The sequence below is a fragment of the Pseudomonas pisciculturae genome (assembly GCF_015461805.1).
GTDB classification, from domain to species: domain Bacteria; phylum Pseudomonadota; class Gammaproteobacteria; order Pseudomonadales; family Pseudomonadaceae; genus Aquipseudomonas; species Aquipseudomonas pisciculturae.
Window position 1 is genome coordinate 492,265 of record NZ_JACVZE010000004.1, and the last position, 24,882, is coordinate 517,146.

The window sequence follows — 24,882 nt, forward strand, 5'->3', positions numbered from 1 at the left end:
GCTGGAATTGGGACAGGCATCTGTGGCGAGGGAGCTTGCTCCCGCTGGGGTGCGGAGCGCCCCCAATAGCTGGGGACCGCTATGCAGTCCAGCGGGAGCAAGCTCCCTCGCCACAACAAGCTCGCTTGTACCGAAAAACGGCGATCAGCGCGCGGTGATTTTCCACGCCCGGTGGATCTTGGCATTGCGCGCAAAATCCGGGTCGAGGGTCTTGTCGCTGATTTCCTCGACCGCGTAACGTTCGCTGAGGTTGTCTTCCAGCACAAACTTGCGGAAGTTGTTCGAGAAGTACAGCACGCCGCCCGGTGCCAGGCGGGCCATGGCCAGGTCCAGCAATTGCACGTGGTCACGCTGCACGTCGAAGATGCCTTCCATGCGCTTGGAGTTGGAGAAGGTCGGCGGGTCGATGAAGATCAGGTCGAATTCATCGCGGCTGGCCTCCAACCAAGCCATCACGTCACCCTGCTCCAGGCGGTTCTTGTCGGAGAAACCGTTGAGCGAGAAGTTGCGACGCGCCCAATCCAGGTAAGTCTTGGACAGGTCGACGCTGGTAGTGCTGCGCGCGCCACCCTTGGCTGCGTGAACACTCGCGGTGGCGGTGTAGCAATACAGGTTGAGGAAGCGCTTGCCGGCGGCTTCTTTCTGGATGCGCATGCGCATCGGACGGTGGTCCAGGAACAGGCCGGTGTCCAGGTAGTCGGTGAGGTTGACCAGCAGCTTCACGCCGCCTTCGCTGACTTCAGTGAACTTGCCCTGGGCGCTCTGGCGCTCGTACTGCTTGGTGCCGCTCTGACGCTCGCGGCGCTTGACCACCACGCGGCTCTTGTCGATGTTCAGCGCCTGGGGAATCGCAGCGAGGGCATCGAACATGCGTGCGGAGGCTTTTTCCGGGTCGATGGACTTAGGCGCGGCGTATTCCTGCACGTGCACCCAATCGTGGTACAGGTCGATAGCCATGGAGTACTCCGGCATATCGGCATCGTACACACGGTAGCAATCCACGCCTTCGCGCTTGGCCCACTTGCCCAGCAGCTTGAGGTTCTTTTGCAGGCGGTTGGCGAACATCTGCCCGCCTTCGCTCAAGCGCGCCTGCTCGACGACAGGCGCCGGGGCTGGCTTGATCGGGTTGCCGTTCTTGTTGTACTGGCGCTCTTGCGGCTCGACCGGGGCTTGATCGTAAGCAGCCTGCTCACGTTCGGCCTGGCGTTGCTCAGGCGTGCGGCGCTCGCCGGTAACGAACTGATCCGGGTTGACCTTGATCAGCAGCAATTTGCACGGCAGCGCGCCGTTCCAGAACGAATACTGTTTGTGGCTGCGGATGCCCATGCGCTTGCCCAGGTCCGGCGCGCCGGTGAACACCGCCGCTTCCCAGCCCATGCATGCCTGGCGCAAACGCTCGCCGAGGTTCTGGTAGAGGTACAACAGGCTGGCTTCGTCACCCAAACGCTCGCCGTATGGCGGGTTGCAGATGACCAGGCCTTTCTGGTTCTGGTCCGGGCGTGGCTCGAAGGTACCGACTTCGCCTTGGTAGACCTTGATCCAGTGGCTCAGGCCGGCACGCTCGATGTTGTTGCGTGCGGGTTGGATCAGACGCGGGTCGGCTTCATAGCCACGCACCCACAACGGCGGCTTGTTCATGCCAATGGCGGCGCGTTCGCTCGCCTCAGTGTGCAGTTTCTTCCACAGCGCCGGCACATGGCCGAGCCAGGTGGTGAAGCCCCACAGTTCACGATTCAGGTTGGGCGCCATGTCGGCGGCGATCATCGCGCCCTCCACCAGGAAGGTACCCACGCCGCACATCGGGTCAGTCAGCGCGCCGCCTTCGGCAGCGATACGAGGCCAGCCGGCGCGAATCAGGATCGCGGCCGCCAGGTTTTCCTTCAACGGCGCCGCGCCCTGCTGCAGGCGATAGCCGCGCTGGTGCAGGCTGTGGCCAGACAGGTCGAGGGAGAGGATGGCTTCGCCACGGTCCAGGCGCAGGTGAATGCGCAGGTCCGGGTTGATCTTGTCGATGGATGGGCGTTCGCCAGTCGGGGTGCGCAGCTTGTCGACAATCGCATCCTTGACCTTCAGCGCGCCGAAGTGGGTGTTGTCGATGCCCGAGCCATGACCGCTGAATTCGACGGCGAGGGTGCCGTCCGGGACCATGTGGTCGGCCCATTCGATATCCAGCACGCCGTGGTAGAGGTCTTCGGCGTCCTTCATCGGGAAGCGCTTGAGCACCAGCAGCACGCGGTTGGCCAGGCGTGACCAAAGGCACAGACGGTAGGCGGTTTCCATGTCGGCCATGCCGCGCACGGCCGAGGTATGCTCGCGGGCTTCCTCAAGGCCAAGCCCGACGGCTTCCTCGATCAGCAGGCCTTCGAGGCCTTTGGGGCAAGTGAGGAAGAGTTCAAAACGGTCCGACATGGGGCATTCCAGGCTTTTCAGCAATAAATGAACGGGCAACGCATCGCCGGTTCGGTTTTCAATCAAGCACTTTTCTTGAAGAGTACTCGCGTGGCACGAATGTGCCGTCCCACCCCGCCTGCCGGGCCCGCAGGCCTTGATTGACGGGGCAGATCAATAATGTGGTGCAACAAAAGGAAATATTCCGACCCTTCGTCGAATAATAACCGACTGCAACGAGCGGGCATTCTCACTAAAGGATTAAACCCGCCTCCATCGCAGGGTGCATCATAGCTGGCTTTGCCCCATAAATGGGGCGAAAAGCCATCCCAGCTTATGGCTATAGCATCGTTATCGTTACGTGCTTATGACAAAACGATCATTGAATCCATGTGACCTATTGGTTAGAACTCAACACAGGTTGGCGCCGTAACGACGCCGACACATCGGCTCGCCACGCCGGCAGCGAGCCCACCAACGGCAGAAAAACTCTGCCCGGCCTCAGACGAGGCCGAAGGATATCAAGACAGTCAACAAGTGAGGGAAACACCCTATGAGAAGACTTAAGCGTGATCCGTTGGAAAGAGCATTTTTACGCGGATATCAATATGGCGTTCATGGCAAATCCCGTGAGCTTTGCCCATTTACTCTACCGTCGGTACGCCAAGCCTGGATCAACGGCTGGCGAGAAGGACGCGGCGACAACTGGGACGGTATGACTGGCACTGCGGGAATCCACAGACTCAACGAACTTCACGCCGTCGGCTAATCAGGGCACTTAATTCCGACATACCACTGTTGAAGATTTAACGACTTAACCACGCACGTCCTATCCGGGCGGCGGGCTTCGGCCCAGGGGGCTCCTTTATGGAGCCCTTTTTAATGTGGGAGGGGGCTTGCCCCCGATTGCAGTGGATCAGCCAATGAATCTGTTGACTGACACACCGCCATCGGGGGCAAGCCCCCTCCCACCTTAAAGCATCAGCGCAATGCTGCGATTGCATCCACCGACTGGCGAATCAGCGCCGGGCCCTTGTAGATAAAACCGGAGTACAGCTGCACCAGGCTGGCGCCCGCGGCGATTTTCTCGGCCGCGTGCTTGCCCTCGGTGATACCGCCTGCGGCGATGATCGGCAAACGCCCGGCCAACTCAGCGGCCAATACCTTGACGATGTGAGTGCTCTGCTCGCGCACTGGGGCACCCGACAGGCCACCTGCTTCGTCACCATGGGCCAGGCCTTCAACGCCAACACGACTGAGAGTGGTGTTGGTGGCAATCACCGCGTCCATGCCCGAATCCAACAACGCCTGAGCCACCAGTACTGTTTCTTCGTCGCTCATGTCTGGGGCGATCTTGATCGCCAGCGGTACACGTTTGCCATGGCGCACGGCCAGGTCTTCCTGGCGCTGGCGCAAGGCTTCGAGCAATTGCTTGAGGGAATCACCGAACTGCAGGCTGCGCAAGCCAGGGGTGTTGGGCGAGCTGACATTGACGGTCACGTAGCTGGCGTGGGCGTAGACCTTGTCCAGGCAGATCAGGTAGTCATCCACCGCACGCTCGACCGGGGTATCGAAGTTCTTGCCGATATTGATCCCCAGGATGCCCTTGTACTTGGCCGCCTCAACCCGCGACAGCAAATGATCGACGCCCAGGTTGTTGAAGCCCATGCGGTTGATGATTGCCTCGGCTTCAGGCAAGCGGAAAATACGCGGCTTGGGGTTACCCGGCTGCGGGCGCGGGGTCACGGTGCCGATTTCGACAAAACCGAAACCCAATTGCGCGAAGCCGTCGATGGCCGCACCGTTCTTGTCCAGGCCCGCCGCCAACCCGACCGGGTTGGGAAACTCCAGCCCCATCACAGACACCGGCATTTTTGCCGGTGCCTTGCAGACCAGGCCATTGAGCCCCAGGCGGCCACCGGCACCGATCAGGTCCAGGGACAGATCGTGGGAAGTTTCCGGGGAGAGTTTGAACAACAGCTGGCGGGCCAGGGTATACATGGGCGGGCTAGACTCGGTGGCGGCGAAAGGTGGCGGCGATTATAGCCGGGGTAGCGGGTTGCGTGCGAGGCGTGACGCCCAATCATCAATAGCGCTGCGACACCAGCTCCTCATAACGCGCCCATATCTTCTGCGCGTACTGCATGCGCAATGCCTCACGCTCAGGCCCGGCACCCGACCCCGCATTGTAGGCGCCGATGGCCGTCCAGTTGTAGCCAAAGCGCTGGATGAATTCGGCAAGAATCGAGGCTCCCACCTCCACCGACAGGCAGGGCTCAGCCAAAAGACGTTCCTCGGTAATGCCCAATTGTGACAAGCGAGGCAGATGGATACTGTTAATTTGCATCAGGCCGATGTCCCGGGTGCCGTTACGGTTGGCGAGGTTCATCGCATCCGCGCGGTACCCAGACTCCACGGCAGCGATTGCCTGCAGCAACTCCGGCTCAATATCGAACTGGCTGCCGACCTCGGCCCAACAATAGGCATGCGCCTGGTTGCCGCCCATCAGTAACCCGAACAATAGATATTTGTACCAGCGCCTACCCACGGCGGGCCTGGCCACAAGCCGAACACACCTGCTCCACGCAGTCATTGGCACCTGCCCCTTGCCACTCGACCCTCACCGCACAGGTAAAACGGTACCCCCTTCCGTAGATTGTCTTGATGAACACTTTGTCAGCCCCAAGGTATTTACGCAGGGAATATATGCAACGGGTCAATGACTCCTCGGCCACCTCTCCCTGGGGCCAAGCCATTTCCAGCAATCGGTCCTTGGTCATCAACGCTCCGCCGGAGAGCAGCAGCAGCCGCAGGACTTGCCACTCCTTGGGCGGTAATTGAACATCCGAGTCATCACCGATCAGACGACCCTCCGGGTGAAGGGTCCAACGGGAGAAGATCAGAGAAGTCGCCGTCCCCCCATCATTCACGACGGCCATAACCACCTCTGCGTCCAACTACTGACATTTAAGCCCTTCTTTCCAGTGCTAACGCCGGGACTATAGAGACTCGACCTGGCACCCTCCCTAGGAAAAAGCCCATAGATCCAGTGCGCTTCGGAACTGCCCCGTAAGATATTTCTCTATGCAACCCCGCCGGGCCCCCACGCCTGATAAACCTCGTGCAATTCAACCCCCAACCGGTCCTCCAACTGCACCAACTCGCCCAAGGCACATAACTGGCCATTGACCCTCACTTCCACGCAATGAATAACATCAGGCGCCAATGGCAATACCTTGCCTGGCGCAAAGGCGGCAAGGCGCTTGCGGCTGACCAGTTGTTCCTGAAGCAGAATTTCCAGATGCATGGGTTAACGCCTTAATCACGGAGAATCAGAGTGACCCGGCCGCATAAACGCGCGTTGCACCCGCTCGTACTGCGCCGCAGTCAACGGTGGTGGCCCGATCCCCCCGGCCGTGGTCTTCAACTCGTCACCCACTGCCCGAGCCTGAATGACAAACAAACGGACCTCGGCTGACCCGCCAGTTGCTGCACTGCGCCCCAAGCGCGCTTCCCGTTGGAACGCCCCCAGCCATAACCGCTTTCCCTGTGGCACACGCACCACACTGCTGAGGCCAACCCGGCCCACCGCTGTTGGTTTAGCGCGGCGGCCTGCTTCGGCTACCTGGCGGCCGTCCTCAATAGCCAAAAGCATCTCGATCTGGTGCCCCTCGGTAAAGCGTGGCAGCACGCTGACACGGGCGCCGTATTGCACAGGCTTCCAGTCGGCGGGAGCTTCTCCAGGGCCCGGCAGATAAAAGGTGTGGTTGTCCTGGAACAGCGCCGGCACATTTTCCTGGGTGAGGATCGCTGGCAACGTGACAACCCTCGCGCGCCGGCGACGCTCCAGCACAGCGATCTGCGCCATCATGCGATTATCTTCCAGAGGCTCCATGATTCGCGTGGTTGTGGCCTTGGTTTCGCTGTCCCATTCAAGGCCAAGCGCCTTCAACTCACGGCGCTCAATGTCTACCAGCCACAACGAGACCTCGACCGGCCGCTTGGGCATGTCCAGCTCAGCCACCAATCGCTCAATGATCTTCACCTGCTCCGGGCGGCCCTTGATCAGCAGGCTGTTGGTGTCCGGGTACGCAATGAGCGCAAGGCTCTTGTCAGCAAGCGGGCCTTTTTGTTCACCTGCCAAGAGGGTTTCGATCATCGAAGCCATGCCCGGCACTGTGACCGGGCCGTCGCCCATGGTGTACTGACGGTCCGCCACATGGGTATTGAGCACCTGCACCACCCCAAAAGCCTGGGTGCCCACCCGCAGTGCTGCGCGCTGGCGGTCCATCAGTTGGGCCAGGCGCAACACCTGGTCGACGTAATTCGGCGGGCCAGACACATAAAACGTCCGCCCACCAGCCTCGCGCAGAGGGTAGCGTGACTCATCGAGCCCCGAGCGACGCATGAGGCCACGAAACCGCTCGACTGAGATATGCCGCAACGCCACTGCCGAGCTCTTGGCCTCGTTGGCGTCATAGACGTACATCGCCTGCCCATCGCTGTACTCGATCAAGTCATGCTGGGAAACAACGGCCTGCAAGGCCTGTTGCGGGGCATCGAGATCCAATACCCCACTGAAACGCGTAAGCGCCACCGTTCGACTGACCACGATGGGCAACCCCAGTGGAATCGACAGCGCCGTAAAGACGGTATGCAGGCTTTCATCCTGCGCCCGATAAACCTCACCCCAGGCGGGCGCACCTCCCAGTAGCAGCGCCATAAGCAGCCACCGGAAGCGGAAAATCGTGGAGGGAAAGACAGCGTACACCGTAGAGATTCCTGGGCAGCCTGGCATTAAGAAGCGGCCATACTGAAAGGCTGCCCGGTTTCAATCTTGATGGAAAGTTGACGGCCCGCCGCGCTCATCGGCCCATGGCATGTGCCTTGCTATGAACTCCCTACAAGAGCCCGCGCCAACGACGGAGCGCGCTTACAGACAAAGGCGTCGTTACCCGCAATGGCTTGCACTGCCATCTGAGGGAACGGCGCTTTTTTTGCAGGAAAAGGTAGGTGTTGATGAACGATTCGGCCGGCAACAGCCCGATAAACGATCCACTGGCTTGGGTCAACGGCAGTGATGCCCCGGAGAAGAGCAGCCTCGACCTTGGCTTCATGGCCTTGACCGATTGCGCCTCACTGGTGGTGGCCGCCACCCAGGGCTTCGCCCAACCTTATGGTTTGACGTTAAACCTCAAACGCCAGTCTTCATGGGCCAACCTGCGGGACAAACTGGTCAGCGGCGAACTCGACGCCGCCCACAGCCTGTACGGGCTGATCTATGCCGTGCACTTGGGCATCGGCGGCGTGGCGCCCACCGACATGGCGGTGCTGATGGGGCTCAACCAGAACGGCCAGAGCATCAACCTGTCCCGTGGCCTGCAACAGCAAGGCGTGACCACTCCTGAAGCACTGGACCGCCACGTGCACCAAAGCCGTACAAAACTGACCTTCGCCCAGACCTTTCCCACGGGCACCCACGCCATGTGGCTGTATTACTGGCTGGCGAGCCAGGGTATTCATCCGTTACAGGATGTGGACAGCGTGGTGGTGCCGCCTCCGCAAATGGTCGCGCACCTGCAAGCCGGACGCATCGATGGCTTTTGTGTCGGCGAACCCTGGTGTGCCAGCGCGGTAAAACAAAATCAGGGCTTTACCCTGGCGACCACCCAGGCGATCTGGCCGAATCATCCGGAAAAGGTTCTCGGCTGCACTCAGGCCTTCGTCGATCAATACCCGAACACAGCCCGTGTACTGGTGATGGCAATCCTGGAGGCCAGCCGCTTTATAGAAGAAAGCACCGAAAACCGCCGGTCAACCGCACAATTGCTCAGCGGCCGCGAGTACCTTGACGCCCCACTCGACTGCATCGAACCACGGTTGTTGGGCGACTACGACGATGGCCTGGGCAACCAGTGGCAAGACCCCCACGCCCTTCGATTTTTTGCCAATGGCGAGGTGAACCTGCCTTATCTCTGCGATGGCATGTGGTTCATGACCCAATTCCGCCGCTGGGGCTTGTTGCGCGAAGACCCCGACTACCTCGGCGTTGCCCGCCAGGTACAACAACTCGCGCTTTATCGCCAGGCAGCGCAAGCAATGGGCGTTACGGCCACCGCCAAAGACATGCGCAGCAGCCAGTTGATCGACGGAAAAATCTGGGACGGCTCCGACCCGGCAGCCTACGCCCGCAGCTTCCGCCTGCATGCCCTGGCCGACCACGCCAGCCGCCAAGCCTTGCGCTGACAGGAGGACGTTATGTTGCGAATCCTGCTGATCAACGACACACCCCGCAAGGTCGGTCGCCTCAGAACGGCGCTGATCGAGGCCGGGTTCGAGGTGATCGATGAGTCTGGCCTGATCATCGACCTGCCCGCACGCGTCGAAACGGTGCGCCCGGACGTGATCTTGATCGATACCGAGTCACCCGGCCGCGATGTGATGGAACAAGTGGTGCTGGTGAGCCGCGATCAACCCCGGCCGATTGTAATGTTTACCGATGAGCACGACCCGAATGTGATGCGCCAGGCCATCAAGTCCGGCGTCAGCGCCTACATTGTCGAAGGCATCCAGGCCCAGCGCCTGCAACCGATCCTCGATGTGGCCATGGCCCGCTTCGAAAGCGACCAGGCCTTGCGCGCCGAGCTGCAGGCACGCGATCAGCAACTGGCCGAACGCAAGCGCATCGAGCTGGCCAAGGGCATGCTGATGAAAATGAAGCACTGCAATGAAGAAGAGGCCTACACGCTGATGCGCCGCCAAGCCATGAGCCGCCAGCAGAAACTGATCCAGGTGGCGGAGCAGATCATCGCCATGAGCGAGCTGCTTGGCTGATGTGGCTCAGCTCTTGCTAAAGAATATTTACAGGTAACCAACGGCGGTTGCCCCACACACGACAAAGACGTCGCACACCCGGTTTGCCCACGCGAACCAGGTGGCGGCGTTTTTTTGTTTTGGTCCCGATAGCACGGGATCGGTGGGGCGGCCGTAACCGGCTGTTCCATCACCAGGCCTTCTTACAAGACTCCCAACCGTTGAGGTGCGTGATGAAATCAAGCTTCTGGAAATCCGGGCACACCCCGACCCTGTTTGCCGCGTTCCTGTATTTCGACCTGAGCTTCATGGTCTGGTACCTGCTGGGCCCGCTGGCGATCCAAATCGCCGCCGACCTGCACCTGACCACCCAACAGCGTGGCCTGATGGTGGCGACGCCGATCCTGGCCGGCGCGGTGCTGCGTTTCCTGATGGGCATGCTGGCCGACAAGCTGTCGCCCAAGACTGCCGGGCTGATCGGCCAGGTCATTGTGATCGTGGCGTTGTTCGGCGCGTGGAAGCTGGGCATCCACAGCTACGAACAAGCCCTGTTGCTGGGCGTGTTCCTGGGCATGGCCGGCGCTTCATTTGCGGTTGCCCTGCCCCTCGCATCCCAGTGGTACCCCGCTGAACACCAGGGCAAGGCGATGGGCATCGCCGGCGCCGGCAACTCCGGCACCGTGTTTGCTGCGTTGTTGGCACCGGTGTTGGCAGCCGCATTTGGCTGGAGCAATGTGTTTGGCTTTGCGCTGATCCCACTGATCCTCACCCTGATCGTGTTTGCCTGGCTGGCGCGTAATGCGCCTGAGCGGCCGAAAGCCAAGTCCATGGCCGACTACTTCAAGGCTTTGGGCGACCGCGACAGCTGGTGGTTCATGTTCTTCTACAGCGTGACCTTCGGCGGCTTTATTGGCCTGGCCAGCGCCCTGCCCGGCTACTTCAACGACCAGTACGGCCTGAGCCCGGTCACTGCTGGCTACTACACCGCCGCGTGCGTGTTCGGCGGCAGCCTGATGCGCCCACTGGGTGGAGCACTGGCAGACCGATTCGGCGGGATTCGTACCCTGCTGGGCATGTACAGCGTGGCAGCGATCTGCATCGCGGCGGTGGGGTTCAACCTGCCAAGCTCCTACGCGGCACTGGCACTTTTCATCTGCACCATGCTGGGTCTCGGCGCAGGCAACGGCGCAGTGTTCCAACTGGTGCCACAACGATTCCGCCGTGAAATCGGCGTGATGACCGGGCTGATCGGCATGGCCGGTGGCATCGGTGGTTTCGCCTTGGCGGCGGGCATGGGTGCGATCAAGCAAAGCACCGGCAGCTATCAGTTGGCCCTGTGGTTGTTCGCAAGCTTAGGCGTACTGGCCTGGTTTGGCCTGCACGGCGTGAAGCGTCGCTGGAGAACCACCTGGGGCTCGGCTGCCGTGACGGCTGCGCGGGTCTGATGAGCCTGCAACTGAGCATCGCCCAAGCCAGCGCCATCGGCCCGCGGGCAGAAAACCAGGACGCGCTGCGGGTGGTAACGCCCGTAGCCGAACTGGCCGCGAGCAAAGGTTACCTGTGCGCCATGGCGGATGGTGTCAGCCAATGCGCCGACGGTGGGCTGGCAGCGCGTTCGACCTTGCAGGCCCTGGCGCTGGACTATTACGCCACGCCGCAGACCTGGAGCGTGGCCCAGGCCCTGGAGCGTTTGCTGCTGGCGCAGAATCGCTGGCTGCAGGCCAATGGCGGTGGCCAGCCGTTGCTCACCACCCTCAGTGCCCTGGTATTGCGCGGCCAGCGCTTTACCCTGGCCCATGTCGGCGATTGCCGGGCGTATCGCTGGCTGGACGGCGAGTTGCAACGCATCAGTGAAGATCACGTGTGGGAGCAACCGGGCATGCAGCATGTGCTCAAACGCGCCCTTGGGCTGGATCAACACTTGGTCGTGGACTTTCTCGACGGCCAGTTGCGTGCCGGTGAGTGCTTCCTGCTGCTCAGCGATGGCGTCTGGGCAACCTTGGGTGATCACAGCATCAGCGCGATCCTGCGGGAGCAAGCGGACCTGAATCTGGCAGTCACCACCTTGGTGAACGCGGCGCACCTGGCGGGTAGCCAGGACAATGCCAGCGCCCTGCTGGTGCGCGTCGACGCCCTTGGCGCGGCCACCCTCGGCGATGCACTGGTGCAGTTACAACAATGGCCACTGCCGCCCACCTTGAAGGCCGGCCAACAGTTTGAAGGATGGCAGGTCGAAACCGTATTGGCGCAGAGCCGACAGTCATTGCTGTATCGGGTACGCGATGCCCAGCAGCAAGCCTGGCTGCTGAAAACCCTACCGTTGACCCATGACGATGACAATGACGCCGGCCAGGCCTTGCTGTCGGAAGAGTGGTTTCTGCGGCGGGTTGCAGGGCGGGCGTTTCCTGAAGTTCACGCCGCCAGCGGGCGTCAGCATTTGTACTACGTGATGCGCGAATATTCCGGCCAGACCCTCGCAGAACTGTTCAAGCGTCAGGGCCCGCTGCCCCTGGCGCAATGGCAGTCAATTGCCGAAAGGCTGCTGCGAGCAGTAGGCCTGTTGCATCGACGGCAGATCCTGCACCGCGATATCAAGCCGGAAAACCTGCTGCTGGGGGACGATGGTGAACTGCGCGTACTGGATTTCGGTTTGGCCTATTGCCCAGGGCTCTCGGAAGATCGCGCCCATGCACTGCCGGGCACCCCGAGTTTTATCGCCCCCGAGGCGTTCAGCGGCGAGCATCCCACGGCCCAACAGGATTTATACAGCGTAGGCGTCACCCTCTATTACCTGCTGACCGGGCATTACCCCTACGGTGAAATCGAGGCCTTCCAACGGCCCCGGTTTACCCAGCCTGTCAGCGCCAGCCGTTATCGCCCAGACCTGCCGGATTGGTTGCCCCTCAGCCTTGAACGCGCGGTCGCGGCATTACCGGCGCAACGTTATGAAACCGCCGAAGAATGGCTGTTGGTACTGGAACAGGCAGACCGGCAGGAACTGAGCATCCGCCCCAAGCCCTTGCTGGAGCGAGAACCCTTGAAGGTCTGGCGCACTTTGGGGCTGGTGTCGATGCTGATCAATCTGGTGTTGCTGTATTCCCTTTTTCACAGCTGACTTTTTCACAGCTGACGTCATCCCTAGACGAGGATAAACCCATGAACGCAAAAGTCTGGCTGGTAGGCGCAGGGCCCGGTGACCCCGAACTGTTGACCCTGAAAGCTGTACGCGCCCTGCACGAAGCTGCTGTGGTGCTGATCGATGATCTGGTCAACCCGGCGGTGCTGGAACATTGCACCAATGCCCGCGTGATTACGGTAGGTAAACGCGGGGGCTGCCGATCGACGCCCCAGGACTTTATCCATCGCCTGATGCTGCGATACGCGCGCCAAGGTAAATGCGTAGTACGACTTAAGGGCGGTGACCCGTGCATTTTTGGCCGGGGTGGTGAAGAGGCGGTGTGGCTGCGTGAGCGCGGCATCGAGGTGGAGTTGGTCAACGGGATCACGGCGGGCCTGGCGGGCGCGACCAATTGCGCGGTGCCGTTGACCCTGCGCGGCGTCAGTCGGGGCGTAACGCTGGTTACGGCCCACACCCAGGATGACAGTAGTCTGAACTGGCGCGCTCTGGCTGAGGGCGGCACGACCTTGGTGGTTTACATGGGCGTGGCGAAACTGGACGAAATTCGTCGGCAATTGCTGGCGGGTGGGATGGCGGCGGATATGCCGGTGGCGATGATTGAAAACGCATCGCTGCCCCAGCAGAGGGAATGTCGCAGCGTGCTGTCGTGCCTCTATGAGGATGCGCAGGCATTTGCACTGAAGAGCCCGGCAATCCTGATAATCGGCCGTGTTGCTGGCGCCGAACAGAGCACGTTCATCGCAGCAGCCGCCAGCGCCTGAGGCAAATAGCAGGCGAAAAAAAGCCCAGCCTAAGCTGGGCTTTTTTCTACCACTCAGTAATTACTGAGCTTGAGCTTCAACCGACGCTTCTACGCGACGGTTAACAGCACGACCAGCTTCAGTTGCGTTGTCAGCAACTGGGCGGGATTCGCCGTAACCTACTGCAGTTACACGGCTAGGAGCAACGCCGTCTTTAACCAGTACTTGCTTAACAGCGTCAGCACGACGCTGGGACAGCTTCTGGTTGTAAGCGTCTGGACCTACGGAGTCAGTGTGACCAGCAACTTCTACGTTGGTAGCTGGGTACTGAGCCATGAAGTCGGCCAGGTTTTTCACGTCGCCGTAGCTGTTAGGCTTAACAACGGACTTGTCGAAGTCGAACTTAACGTCCAGCTCAACACGAACAACCTGAGCAACTGGAGCTTCTGGCTCTGGAGTTGGCTCTGGAGCTGGTGCTGGGGTAGGAGCTGGAGCAGCTGCGCCAGCGTTGCCGCCGAAGTTCACACCCAGGCCGACCAGTGCGGAGTAATCCCACTTGCCGTTGTCCAGACCGTAGTCAGCTTCAACACCGGCACGAGCGTACAGGTTGTTGGTGAAGTAGTACTTCACGCCAGTACCAACGGTAGCGAAGGTAGTCTGGTCGCGACCGCTGTGGCCGTCAGCTTTGACGTTGCCACGGCTCTGGTGGCCGAAACCGCCTTCTACGTATGGACGCAGGCTGTCTACGCCAGCTTGACCGAAGTGATACTGGGCAACCAGGCTGCCGGTATCGCCTTTGATCTTCTGGTTACCAGTACCGTCGTTCGAACGGGTGTGGTTGGTTTTGTCGTAGGACAGGTTCAGCGACAGGTCGTCGGTCAGGAAGTAACCAATGCGAGCGCCTGGGTTGAAGCCGTCTTCGATGTGCTTGACGCTATCGTTGTACTGCTTCTTGTAGAACAGCTCGCCTTCAACTGCGCCTTGGCCTTGTGCCAGAACGCCGAAAGAAGTAGCGGCAATAAGAGAACCAATGGCCAAGCCCAAGGTGTTTTTCAGTTTCATCCGTTAAATCCCCATCTGGTGATTGTAAAGCAGTCCCACAAACCGGGGGACAACTCGGCGACAAGTCTAACAGAACTTGCCTACACGTAAGAGATATTTGCCACGCACTAAGTTTCAGTCTCGCCCGCAAATTTCTCACGTAATTTATCTAGAGCACGTTTGTAACGCATTTTTGTAGCACTCAAACCCATGTGCATGATGTCAGCGATTTCCTGGAACTCGAGCTCTGCGACAAATCGCAGCACCAGAATTTCCCGGTCAATCGGGTTCACATACACCAACCAGCGATCGAGTCCGCCCTTCTCCTCGGGTGCCGGCGTCTTTTCTTCAGACGCTTCCTCAAGGGGGTCCAGACTCAAAGCGTCCATCAAGCGACGCTTTCGCCGTTCCTTACGATACTGCGTGATGCACTCGTTGTACGTGATGCTATATAGCCATGTCTTGAACTTCGATTTACCCTCGAAGTTCTTCAGGCCATACAACACCTTAAGCATCACTTCCTGACAGACATCATCCGCATCTCTATCGTTCCCTAAATACCTTGAACAAACGTTGAACAGAGTGCGTTGATATCTGCGCATCAATTCTTCGTACGCGCGTGTTACGTGAAACAGCTCCGTGTGCGAGCGCGCGACCAACTCCTCATCAGAGAGCTCACGGGGGTCATAGCGCGTGGACAGCGTTTGGGCTTTATTCAAAACAAGTCGTGCCGACAGTCAGGTCAATGTCCGCCACAACCCGGTCAGCCGGGTTTGCGGCGGCGTACATTAGCAGGGTTTGCCGGGTTAGCGGCTACTGACCTGCTGCTCCAGGAGAATCCGATTGGACAACGACACCAGGTCGCCGTCATCGGTCAGCACCGTCGTCTTGACCGTGCCGATCTCCTCGATTTGCCCTTCGACCTCGCCTACACGCACCTGTTGCCCAACCTGATACAGCTCTCGCACATAGATTCCCGCAAGAATCTGACCGGCAATTTCCCGGCTTCCCAACCCCATGGCCAGCGCAACGGCCAGACCAACGGTAATCAAAACGATCACAATCACGTGGTTGAGCAGGTCAGTCTTGACCTCCAACTGGCTGATCGCGACCGAAATACTGATGATGATCACCAGCCCTTGGGCAATTCGCCCAAGGCCGGCGGCATAGTCCAACCCCACGCCTTCAGCGGCGCCGCGCACCAGCCCATTGGCCAGTTGTGCCAGCAAAACGCCTACCAGCAGTACCAGCGCGCCACCAAATACTTTCGGCAAATACAGTGCCAGCATGTCGAGCGTAGCTGAAACTCGCTCAAGTCCAAGGGATTGAGCCGCAGAAACCAGAAAAATCAGCAAAACGAACCAATAAACGATCTTGCCGATCAACGTTGAGATCGGCACTTGCAGGCCGGCACGCCCCAGCAGCTTGGTCAGGCCGGTGCCTGCCATCAGGCGGTCAAGGCCCAGTTTGGCGAGCAATTTGGACAGCAGGGTGTCGAGCAGCTTGGCCACGACAAAGCCCAGCAGCACCAACACCAAGGCCCCAAACAGGTTGGGAATGAAGTTCGCCACCTTGGTCCACAATGCGGTCATCGCGGTGACCAGGCTCTGGGTCCAGAGATCAAGTTCCATATTCAATCAGCCTTATCAGCAGTACGAGCAAGAGGTTTACGACGGGATACCGGGGAGACATGGGCCGAACCGTTGTTCAGGGCCATCATCAACGCGGGTACCCAGCGCCCGAGCAGACCGAACAGATCGCCCGCCCCTACCTGACGGTTGGCGGTTTTCAACACGCGGCCAAGACATGCATCGTCATCCCGGTTGGAGGGCGAAGCATTGAGCATGTCACGCAAAGACTGTTCGAACGGATCGTGCATAAAGACCTCTCGCAAGTGTTTTAAAAGACGAGGGTTAAATTCCTGGGGTCACATGGGCCCCTTCTTACGTTCAGCTCATATTCAGCTCAAACCCAACGTAATCGACGAAACAGCCACCATTGCCCCAGTGCAACCGAGACCATCAACAGGCAGGCAATCACAAATCCGTAAGGGCTGGCGGAGAACGGAATGCCGCCCACATTGATACCCAACAAGCCGGTGAGAAAGCTCATCGGCAGGAAGATCCCCGTGATGATCCCGAAGCGGTACATGGTGCGGTTCATACGTACGCTCAAGCGCCGGTCTTCGGCCTCAAGCACAAGCCCCACGCGCTCCCGGGTCAATTCAAGCTCTTCCAGGTAGCGGGTCAGGCTGTTGTTCAATTCATTCCAATAGTCAGCATCATCGTCGCAGAACCACGGCAATTTGATCCGCGTAAGCTGGGCAAAAATATCCCGTTGCGGCGCAAGGAATCGCTTGAGCCCGGCCGCTCGCCGACGGATCTGCAGGACGCTGCCATGCTCCGGCGTATACCGTTCGTCGGTATCGATTTTTTCTTCTTCGGTATCGACGATTTCAGACAGGTCAGTGACCAAATCCTGCACTTTATTGGTCAGGTACTGCGCCATATAAAGGATAAGTTCTGACGCGGTTTTAGGACCTTTGCCATCCGCCAGCTGCACCAACAGCTCATCGGTGGCACGCAGTGGGCGCAAACGCAGAGAGATCACGCGGCTGGCCGCGGCAAAGATGCGCACCGAAACCATGTCTTCCGGCTCGGCGCCCGGATTGAGGTTAATACCTCGCAAAAACAGCAGCAGTTCCGAGTCCGGCAACGGCAACAGGCGGGGGCGGGTGTTCTCTTCCAGCAGCAGGTCACACGCGAACTCGCTCAAGCCACTGGATTTGCGCAACCAGGTCTGGGTTTGCGGATGGCTGCGATCCCAGTGCAGCCACAGGCTTTCCTGGGGCTGCAATTGCAAGTCGTCGAGCTCAGTCCGGGCAATGGAACGCGCACCGCCTTTACCGTCCAGCACCAGGGCATGCACCAGCCCCCATTGCGCGTTTTCTTCCTCGAACATCCTCACCCCTGTCGATTATTACGGTTTTATTCAGGCATTTTCAGCGGGCTGGGCGAGACAATCACGCCGTTGTTGTCGGCGTAGATGTATTCACCTGGGCGGAACGTCACGCCCGCAAAGGTCACCGCCACGTTCAGGTCACCGATGCCGCGCTTGTCGGTCTTCATCGGGTGACTGGCCAGGGCCTGTACCCCGAGGTCGGTCTGGGCGATAACGTCGACATCACGGATGCAACCGTAGATCACCAGCCCTTCCCAGCCGTTTTTCGCAGCTTTCTCGGCGATCATGTCGCCCAGCAGCGCGCGGCGCAGGGAACCACCACCGTCGACCACCAGCACCTTGCCCGCGCCTGGCTGGTCGGCTTGCGCCTTGACCAGCGAGTTATCCTCGAAGCACTTGATGGTGACAATCTCACCGCCAAAGGAGTCTCGGCCGCCGAAGTTGCTGAACATCGGTTCGAGCACCTGAACCAGGTCCGGGTAGGCGTCGCACAGGTCGGGGGTCACGTAATGGTTCATCGAAAAATTCCTTTCGTTCAAAGAAGTGTCTTTCAAGGAAGTACCGGTAAAAGCAGGTAGGGAAGATCCCACTCGCTTAGCCGTAACGCAATAGCGACTGCGCGACTGAATATGACCAGAAGCGTTTAGCGCGTCATATCTTAGCCGCAACCTGCCAAGAGCGAAACGCCCATGCCAGAGCCCTGCGTCAAACCGCAGCCACCGTTGTGGCCGGGATCTCGAACAAAGGCAAGAGCGGATCTTTCAACCATCGCTCCACCAGCGGCCAAACCTCTGCCTGGGCAGGTTTGCTCACCAGCATTTCCACATGCCCGAAATCCCCGCTGAAACCCTGTCGGCGCCCCAGGCACAGGTATTGACGATGTTCTGAGCCGACTTGCTCAAACAACTTGCGACAAGCCCAGTCCGGGTCTTGATGATCACCCGCCGCACTCACCGCCAGCAGCGGTACGTCGACCCCAGCCAACCCCTTCCACCAATCGTTTTTACCCTCGCCGAAGCGGCCAAACAGGCCATTCCAACGCATGGCTTCGATCAGCACGCCGGCCGGTTCGTCTTCCGGGCCACGCTTGAGGCGTGAGCCGGAAACCTCGCCAAAGCGTTTCAGCAGCAAACGGCCCGTCCACTCCACAGGCGGCAGTTTCAACGGCCAGTGGGTACGGCTGACCTGACAACCGAACAGTGCCACCGACGCCACTGCCGGTGCGCCCAGGTGTTGCCCGCCAAGGGCTGCCGCCAAGCTGATACCGCCCAGTGAGTGGCCGACCCAGTGGGGGATCTGCGTACTTTGCTCACGCACAAACGCACCAATGGCCGGCAAATCGTAGCGGGCGTAATCGGAAACACGGTTTTTGGCGTAGCCATGATTGCGCTTGGAGAGACCGTGACCGCGCATTTCAGGAATCCACACATCGAAGCCCTGGCGCGCCAGGTAGGCACCCAAGCCGACGCCTTTCGGCGAATACCAAAAGCGTCGATTGGAAAAACTGCCATGCAACAAAATAACCGGGACGCCCCGATTTTCCGGGGCATCGGCCAGGCCCAAGCGGGTAACCGCCAACTCGACGGTACCGTCGGGGCTGTTACCGGGCTTGAGGCGGTACACGTCTTCACTCAGGTCGCCTCGACGTTCAGCACTGATCAAGGCGACGGGAAATAGGTTGCTGCTGCTTTGCATAATGCTCTTGCACAAAAAAGGGCGGCGTCCAAAGGGAGTTCCGCCCTGTACAGATAAGAATGCCGGGCACCCTCAACAGGTGACCGGCACTTTAGACGTAGCGAGCTTAGGCGGGCGCTTGGCCTTCCGCCAGGAAGAACCACGTTTCCAACACGGAATCGGGGTTCAGCGAAACGCTTTCGATGCCCTGTTCCATCAGCCAGCGGGCCAGGTCAGGGTGATCGGAAGGGCCTTGGCCGCAGATGCCGATGTACTTGCCAGCCTTGTTACAGGCCTGGATGGCATTGGACAGCAGCTTCTTGACCGCAGGGTTACGCTCGTCGAACAGGTGCGCGATGATCCCGGAGTCGCGGTCCAGGCCCAGGGTCAGCTGGGTCAGGTCGTTGGAGCCGATGGAGAAACCGTCGAAGAATTCCAGGAATTCCTCGGCCAGGATGGCATTGGACGGCAACTCGCACATCATGATAACGCGCAGGCCGTTTTCGCCACGGGACAGGCCGTTTTCCGCCAGCAGGTCGATGACCTGGCTCGCTTCGCCCAGGGTGCGCACGAACGGCACCATGATCTCGACGTTATCCAGGCCCATCTCGTTACGCACGCGCTTGAGGGCACGGCATTCGAGCTCGAAGCAGTCACGGAACGCTTCGCTGATGTAACGCGAAGCACCACGGAAGCCCAGCATCGGGTTTTCTTCTTCCGGCTCGTAGAGCTTGCCGCCGATCAGGTTGGCGTACTCGTTGGACTTGAAGTCCGACAGGCGCACGATGACCTTTTTCGGGTAGAACGCCGCCGCCAGGGTGCTGATGCCTTCCACCAGCTTCTCGACGTAGAAGCCCACCGGGTCGTTGTAGCCGGCGATGCGCTTGTCGACGCTCTCTTTGATGTCCAGCGGCAGGCCGTCGTAGTTCAACAGGGCCTTGGGGTGCACGCCGATCATACGGTTGATGATGAACTCCAGGCGGGCCAGGCCCACACCGGCGTTCGGCAGTTGCGCGAAGTCGAAGGCGCGGTCCGGGTTGCCGACGTTCATCATGATCTTGAACGGCAGGTCGGGCATCGCGTCGATGGAGTTTTGCTTGATGTCGAAGCCCAGTTCACCTTCGAAGATGAAGCCGGTATCGCCTTCGGCGCAGGAAACAGTCACGCCCTGGCCGTCTTTCAACAGCTGGGTGGCGTTGCCGCAACCCACGACCGCTGGAATACCCAGCTCACGCGCGATGATCGCCGCGTGGCAGGTACGCCCGCCACGGTTGGTGACAATGGCGCTGGCACGCTTCATCACCGGTTCCCAGTCCGGGTCGGTCATGTCGGAGACCAGCACGTCACCCGGCTGGACTTTGTCCATTTCGGACACGTCTTTGATAATGCGGACCTTGCCGGCGCCGATGCGCTGGCCAATGGCGCGACCTTCCACCAGCACGGTGCCTGTTTCTTTCAGCAGGTAGCGTTCCATGACGTTGGCCGAAGTGCGGCTCTTCACGGTTTCCGGACGGGCCTGCACGATATACAGCTTGCCGTCGTCGCCGTCTTTGGCCCACTCGATGTCCATCGGGCACTTGTAGTGCTTTTCGATGATCATCGCTTGCTTGGCCAGTTCGCTGACTTCAGCGTCGGTCAGGCAGAAGCGCGCACGCTCGGCCTTGTCGACATCAACGGTTTTAACCGAGCGACCGGCCTTGGCCTCGTCGCCGTAGATCATCTTGATGGCCTTGCTGCCCAGGTTACGGCGCAGGATGGCCGGGCGGCCAGCTTCGAGGGTGCCCTTGTGTACGTAGAATTCGTCGGGGTTGACCGCGCCTTGTACGACGGTTTCACCCAGGCCGTAGGCGCCGGTGATAAACACCACGTCACGGAAGCCCGATTCGGTATCGAGGGTGAACATCACGCCGGCGGTGCCGGTTTCCGAACGCACCATGCGCTGCACACCGGCGGACAAGGCCACCAGCTTGTGGTCGAAACCTTGGTGTACGCGGTAGGAAATAGCGCGATCGTTGAACAGCGACGCGAAGACTTCCTTGGCGGCGCGGATCACGTTTTCAACGCCGCGGATGTTCAGGAAGGTCTCTTGCTGGCCGGCGAAGGAGGCGTCCGGCAAGTCTTCGGCGGTGGCCGAGGAGCGCACGGCAACGGCCATGTCCGGGTTACCGGCTGACAGGGCAGCGAAGGCCACGCGAATTTCTTCGTTGAGCTTCTCGGGGAACTCGGCGTCCATGATCCATTGGCGGATCTGGCTGCCGGTCTTGGCCAGGGCGTTGACGTCATCGACGTCCAGTGCGTCCAGCGCGGCGTGGATCTGAGCGTTGAGGCCGCTCAGTTCGAGGAAATCGCGGTAAGCCTGGGCCGTGGTGGCGAAACCACCGGGCACCGAGACACCAGCGCCTGCAAGATTACTGATCATCTCGCCGAGGGATGCGTTCTTGCCCCCCACGTGCTCTACATCATGGACGCCGAGCTTATCGAGGGAAACTACGTACTCTACCAAGGTGATCTCTCCACTAACTGTGTTGGAAAAGCTCAGGACGCCGGCTGCTCAGTAGGAGCAAACGCCGGCGCTTGTGGCCTGGACCTGGAAAATAAGTGAGAATGCGGCCCACTGCGGGACGGCAAAATCGCGCCTATCATATCCAAGATTCGCCATCAGCTTAAGGCCCAGGGCTCAAATGAAACGATCTGCTTTCTTTATCTCCGACGGCACCGGCATTACAGCCGAAACATTGGGCCAAAGCCTGCTCGCGCAGTTCGAAAACATTACCTTCGCCAAATTCACGCGGCCCTATATCGACAGCGTGGATAAAGCGCGGGCCATGGTACAACAAATCAATCTGGCGGCTGAAAAAGACGGTTTTCGGCCGATCATTTTCGACACCATCGTCAATCAAGACATCCGTGAGATCCTCGCAACTTCGAATGGTTTCATGATCGACATCTTCTCCACGTTCCTGGCGCCACTGGAACAAGAGCTGAGTGAACACTCCTCGTACTCGGTAGGAAAGTCCCATTCCATTGGCCACAACTCCAACTATATGGAGCGTATCGAGGCGGTGAACTTTGCCCTCGACAATGACGACGGCGCCCGTACCCACTACTACGACAAGGCCGACCTGATCCTGGTGGGCGTGTCGCGCTGCGGCAAGACGCCTACCTGTCTGTACATGGCCATGCAATTTGGTATTCGCGCGGCCAACTACCCGCTGACCGAAGATGACATGGAGCACCTGACGCTTCCGGCCGCGCTGCGCGCCCATTCCCACAAGCTGTTCGGCCTGACCATCGACCCGGATCGGCTGACTGCGATCCGCAATGAGCGCAAGCCCAATAGCCGTTACTCCAGCTATGCCCAGTGCGAGTTCGAAGTGCGCGAAGTAGAAAATTTGTTCCGTCGCGAGAATATTGCGCATATCAATTCCACGCATTTCTCGGTGGAAGAGATTTCGGCGAAGATTTTGGTGGAAAAGGGTGTGGAGCGTAGGTTCAAGTAACTGTGTTGTCCGGGCGGGCGCCATCGGGGGCAAGCCCCCTCCCACAGTTGACTGCATTCCAGAGTTGGAACTCGGTCAAGGGTGGGAGGGGGCTTGCCCCCGATGAACGATAACGCGGTAAACCTGCCTACAACTGAAACCTGCCCCCACCCTGCCCCAACGCCGTCGCCAACGCATCAAACCCCGCCCGCAACAACTGATCATCCCCCGACGTATTACAGATGCTCGCCCGAATAAACTGCGGCACCGCCGTCTGCCCCACCGCAAACGCTTCGGCGGTGGCGATCAGGTAGTTGTTCTGCTTGAGTTCTGCCTCGATTTCCGACGCACGCCACGGCTCTGGCACTTCAATCCAGAAATGCGGGCTGTTGAGGTGGGTGCGGTATTGCAGGCCGCTCAACAGGTCGCCCACCAAGGCTTTACGCCGGCTGATCTCATTGATTTGCTGGCGCAACAAGTACTCCGCCGTACCGTTTTCGATCCACTGGGTGGCCAGTTCCAGCGTCACCGGGGTCGCCATCCAACAGGTTGATCGCAACGCCGCCGAGATGCGGCTGACCAGTGCTGGCGGCGCATGTACGTAGCCCACACGCAGCCCGGCGGAAACGGCCTTGCTCAAGCTGCTGATCAAAATCGTACGCTCGGGAGCGAAATAACTGAGGGGCGGCGGCCGGTCTTCGACCAATACGCCGTGGGCCTCATCTTCGAGGATCAGCAGGTTGTGCTCGCGGCAGACTTTGGCCAGCGTCTCCCTGCGCGGGATCGACAACACCGCAGTCGTCGGGTTCTGGATGGTCGGCGTGCAATACAACGCTGAAACCCGGTGGTTACGACAGACTTCATCCAGCGCGCTCGGCAGAACGCCTTCTTCGTCCATCTCCAGGCCGATCAATCGGATGCCAAGCATCCGCGCGGCGGTGATCAAACCCGGGTAGGTCAGTTGCTCGGTCACCACCGTATCGCCAGCCCGCAGCAACGCCATCATTGCGCAGAGCAGGCCATGCTGGCCGCCATTCACGCAGATGACCTGCTCCGGGATCGGGTGAAAATCGCGCTGCACCAACCACTGCGCGCCCGCTTCGCGGTAGCGCGGCAGCCCGGCGTCCGGGGTGTAGGCGCTGATGTCCTGCAGAAACTTGGCATTGGTCGACAGGGTTTGGAAACTCTGGGCTAAAAACGTCGTTTCCTGCCCTGGGATATGCATGTTGCGGCTCATATCGAAATATTGGCGCGGTTCCTCGCTGACGTTGCGAAAGCCTTCGTCGCGCTGGCGCTCCATCCCACGCTTGCGTACGAAAGTCCCGTCGCCTACCCGCGCCACCACCAACCCCAGGCGTTCCAGTTCGCCGTAGGCCCGGCTGATGGTGCCGATAGTCACACCCAGGTTGTCAGAAAGCACCCGATGGGGCGGTAGTTTTCTTCCCGGTTCAATCAAGCCTTCGAGGATGCCCCGTTCCATGACATCGGACAGGCGCTTGTACTTCACGCCCTGCCCGTTGGACAACCCCTCACGCATAATTGACACCATGTCAATATTTGTTTTGACAGCCATCTTTAGCCCTAATAGTGTGCTTTTACGGGTTCAATCGCCGATTTTTACAACTCATTACAAGCTCAATATAGAGTTCAATTTCGGCCCAGGGAAGCAATAAACGATGCCAATGTCCGCCGTTCTCGAAAACACCGCCAAGACCAAAACCCAAAAGCAGTGGCTGGCCGGGCTGATCACCAGTGTGATGTTCCTGATCGTGTGCCTCAGTTGGGGCACTACCTGGCTGGGCATCAAGATCGCCGTGGAGAGCGTGCCGCCGCTGACTTCCGCCGGCCTGCGCTTTTTGATCGCCTTCCCGCTGTTCTTGTGTTTTGCCATGGTGCGCCGCGAACCTATCCTGTTTCCCCGTGAAAGCCGCTGGTTCTTCGTCTTCGTGACCTTGTCCTACTTCAGCGTTCCCTACTACTTGCTCAATTACGGCGAGATGCATGTTTCGTCCGGGCTCACCGCCCTGCTCTTCAGTTGCATGCCGGTGTTCATCCTTATTTTCTCTGCGCTGTTCCTGCGCGAACGCATCTACTTTTCCCAGGTGGTCGGCATCGGGATCGGCTTCGGCAGCCTTTACATGATCATCAAGAGCCAGGGGCTGCACCTGGACCATGCCGAGTTCTTCGGCGTGCTGGCCATTCTGACCGCCGCGATCATGCATGCCCTGTGCTACGTCATTACCAAGCAAAAAGGCAGCGCCATCAGCGTGATCACCTACAACACCCTGCCCATCGGCATTGCCGGGATGATGCTGTTTGTTGCCGGCCTGTGGTTTGAAACGCCCACCTTCGAAGACATCACCGTGCGCTCGTGGGGCGCGCTGTTCTACCTGGGGCTGGTGGCCTCGGTGGGCGGGTTTATCGTGTATTTCATGCTGCTCAAGCGCTTGAGCCCAATCATCCTGTCGTTTGTGTTCATCATCTTCCCGGTGTTCGCGGTGATCATCGGCGCCTGGTACGAAGGCCTGTCGCTGTCCCGCGACCTGATGCTGTATTCGGCCATCCTGCTGGCCGGCTTTGCGATTACCAAGTTGCCGGTTGAAAAACTCCTGGCGAAGAAAAATTGACCCTTCACCTCTGCGAGAGA

General features: G+C 59.6%; 23 protein-coding genes. 8 read left to right on the top strand and 15 right to left on the bottom strand.

Going from position 1 to position 24,882, the window contains the following annotated elements:
* Nucleotides 1-144 precede the first annotated feature (144 nt).
* Nucleotides 145-2,409, bottom strand: a complete 2,265-nt coding sequence (gene rlmKL / locus ICY20_RS14145; protein WP_159958446.1) for a bifunctional 23S rRNA (guanine(2069)-N(7))-methyltransferase RlmK/23S rRNA (guanine(2445)-N(2))-methyltransferase RlmL — start codon at nt 2,407-2,409, stop codon at nt 145-147.
* 532 nt (nt 2,410-2,941) lie between these two features.
* On the opposite strand from rlmKL, the gene rmf reads away from it, so the two are divergent.
* The gene (gene rmf, locus ICY20_RS14150) at nt 2,942-3,157 is read left to right on the top strand and encodes a ribosome modulation factor (RefSeq protein WP_002553055.1); all 216 of its coding nucleotides are present in this window, start codon (nt 2,942-2,944) and stop codon (nt 3,155-3,157) included.
* Nucleotides 3,158-3,369: 212 nt separating this feature from the next.
* On the opposite strand, the gene ICY20_RS14155 is transcribed toward rmf, so the two are convergent.
* From ICY20_RS14155 to sctC, 5 genes are all read right to left on the bottom strand, one after another.
* Complete coding sequence (locus ICY20_RS14155; RefSeq protein ID WP_194937759.1) at nt 3,370-4,389, bottom strand: quinone-dependent dihydroorotate dehydrogenase; 1,020 nt, start codon at nt 4,387-4,389, stop codon at nt 3,370-3,372.
* A gap of 85 nt (nt 4,390-4,474) precedes the next feature.
* Complete coding sequence (locus ICY20_RS14160) at nt 4,475-4,894, bottom strand: transglycosylase SLT domain-containing protein (protein ID WP_228758417.1); 420 nt, start codon at nt 4,892-4,894, stop codon at nt 4,475-4,477.
* Nucleotides 4,895-4,928: 34 nt separating this feature from the next.
* On the bottom strand, nt 4,929-5,327 hold the full coding sequence (locus tag ICY20_RS14165) for a winged helix-turn-helix domain-containing protein (RefSeq protein WP_194937760.1): 399 nt from the start codon (nt 5,325-5,327) through the stop codon (nt 4,929-4,931).
* Between the two features lie 143 nt (nt 5,328-5,470).
* The gene (locus ICY20_RS14170; RefSeq protein ID WP_159958454.1) at nt 5,471-5,695 is read right to left on the bottom strand and encodes a FliM/FliN family flagellar motor switch protein; all 225 of its coding nucleotides are present in this window, start codon (nt 5,693-5,695) and stop codon (nt 5,471-5,473) included.
* A 15-nt stretch (nt 5,696-5,710) separates the two neighbouring features.
* Nucleotides 5,711-7,111 carry a type III secretion system outer membrane ring subunit SctC gene (gene sctC, locus ICY20_RS14175; protein WP_228758418.1) on the bottom strand — a complete coding sequence of 467 codons (1,401 nt, stop codon included), beginning with the start codon at nt 7,109-7,111 and terminating at the stop codon, nt 5,711-5,713.
* Nucleotides 7,112-7,407: 296 nt separating this feature from the next.
* On the opposite strand from sctC, the gene ICY20_RS14180 reads away from it, so the two are divergent.
* The 5 genes from ICY20_RS14180 (at nt 7,408) to cobA (ending at nt 13,101) form a co-directional block, all read left to right on the top strand.
* A complete protein-coding gene (locus tag ICY20_RS14180; RefSeq protein WP_194937762.1) occupies nt 7,408-8,634 on the top strand; it encodes a CmpA/NrtA family ABC transporter substrate-binding protein in 1,227 nt (408 codons plus the stop codon).
* Between the two features lie 12 nt (nt 8,635-8,646).
* Complete coding sequence (locus ICY20_RS14185; RefSeq protein WP_122512800.1) at nt 8,647-9,222, top strand: ANTAR domain-containing response regulator; 576 nt, start codon at nt 8,647-8,649, stop codon at nt 9,220-9,222.
* A 212-nt stretch (nt 9,223-9,434) separates the two neighbouring features.
* Nucleotides 9,435-10,646, top strand: a complete 1,212-nt coding sequence (locus tag ICY20_RS14190; RefSeq protein ID WP_159958460.1) for a nitrate/nitrite transporter — start codon at nt 9,435-9,437, stop codon at nt 10,644-10,646.
* Entirely contained in the window at nt 10,646-12,316 is a 1,671-nt protein-coding gene (locus ICY20_RS14195) for a bifunctional protein-serine/threonine kinase/phosphatase (RefSeq protein ID WP_194937763.1), read from the top strand. Before ICY20_RS14190 ends, ICY20_RS14195 begins: the two co-directional genes overlap by 1 nt.
* A gap of 41 nt (nt 12,317-12,357) precedes the next feature.
* Complete coding sequence (gene cobA, locus ICY20_RS14200) at nt 12,358-13,101, top strand: uroporphyrinogen-III C-methyltransferase (RefSeq protein WP_159958464.1); 744 nt, start codon at nt 12,358-12,360, stop codon at nt 13,099-13,101.
* A 60-nt stretch (nt 13,102-13,161) separates the two neighbouring features.
* On the opposite strand, the gene ICY20_RS14205 is transcribed toward cobA, so the two are convergent.
* The 8 genes from ICY20_RS14205 to ppsA all read right to left on the bottom strand — a co-directional run bounded on the left by ICY20_RS14205 (nt 13,162) and on the right by ppsA (nt 21,259).
* On the bottom strand, nt 13,162-14,142 hold the full coding sequence (locus ICY20_RS14205; protein ID WP_124526652.1) for an OmpA family protein: 981 nt from the start codon (nt 14,140-14,142) through the stop codon (nt 13,162-13,164).
* Nucleotides 14,143-14,249: 107 nt separating this feature from the next.
* Complete coding sequence (gene sigX / locus ICY20_RS14210) at nt 14,250-14,840, bottom strand: RNA polymerase sigma factor SigX (protein WP_122485727.1); 591 nt, start codon at nt 14,838-14,840, stop codon at nt 14,250-14,252.
* Between the two features lie 87 nt (nt 14,841-14,927).
* Nucleotides 14,928-15,752 carry a mechanosensitive ion channel family protein gene (locus tag ICY20_RS14215; RefSeq protein ID WP_003175519.1) on the bottom strand — a complete coding sequence of 275 codons (825 nt, stop codon included), beginning with the start codon at nt 15,750-15,752 and terminating at the stop codon, nt 14,928-14,930.
* Nucleotides 15,753-15,754: 2 nt separating this feature from the next.
* A complete protein-coding gene (locus tag ICY20_RS14220; protein WP_025854229.1) occupies nt 15,755-16,000 on the bottom strand; it encodes a hypothetical protein in 246 nt (81 codons plus the stop codon).
* An 86-nt stretch (nt 16,001-16,086) separates the two neighbouring features.
* On the bottom strand, nt 16,087-17,082 hold the full coding sequence (locus ICY20_RS14225; protein ID WP_159958466.1) for a zinc transporter ZntB: 996 nt from the start codon (nt 17,080-17,082) through the stop codon (nt 16,087-16,089).
* A gap of 26 nt (nt 17,083-17,108) precedes the next feature.
* Nucleotides 17,109-17,600, bottom strand: coding sequence for a ribonuclease E activity regulator RraA (gene rraA / locus ICY20_RS14230; RefSeq protein WP_159958468.1), 492 nt, complete (start codon nt 17,598-17,600; stop codon nt 17,109-17,111).
* Nucleotides 17,601-17,787: 187 nt separating this feature from the next.
* Entirely contained in the window at nt 17,788-18,777 is a 990-nt protein-coding gene (locus tag ICY20_RS14235) for an alpha/beta fold hydrolase (RefSeq protein WP_194937764.1), read from the bottom strand.
* 106 nt (nt 18,778-18,883) lie between these two features.
* Nucleotides 18,884-21,259 (bottom strand): phosphoenolpyruvate synthase, encoded by a 2,376-nt coding sequence (gene ppsA, locus ICY20_RS14240; protein WP_159958472.1) that lies wholly within the window; start codon nt 21,257-21,259, stop codon nt 18,884-18,886.
* Nucleotides 21,260-21,437: 178 nt separating this feature from the next.
* Here ppsA and ppsR point away from each other — a divergent pair, with 178 nt between their 5' ends.
* Nucleotides 21,438-22,256 carry a posphoenolpyruvate synthetase regulatory kinase/phosphorylase PpsR gene (gene ppsR, locus ICY20_RS14245; protein ID WP_003193298.1) on the top strand — a complete coding sequence of 273 codons (819 nt, stop codon included), beginning with the start codon at nt 21,438-21,440 and terminating at the stop codon, nt 22,254-22,256.
* A gap of 127 nt (nt 22,257-22,383) precedes the next feature.
* Here ppsR and ICY20_RS14250 read toward each other — a convergent pair whose 3' ends face one another.
* Nucleotides 22,384-23,808: an aminotransferase-like domain-containing protein gene (locus ICY20_RS14250; RefSeq protein WP_159958474.1), complete on the bottom strand. Its 1,425-nt coding sequence runs from the start codon at nt 23,806-23,808 to the stop codon at nt 22,384-22,386.
* 160 nt (nt 23,809-23,968) lie between these two features.
* On the opposite strand from ICY20_RS14250, the gene ICY20_RS14255 reads away from it, so the two are divergent.
* Nucleotides 23,969-24,862: a DMT family transporter gene (locus ICY20_RS14255; RefSeq protein WP_194937809.1), complete on the top strand. Its 894-nt coding sequence runs from the start codon at nt 23,969-23,971 to the stop codon at nt 24,860-24,862.
* The last annotated feature ends 20 nt before the right edge of the window (nt 24,863-24,882 follow it).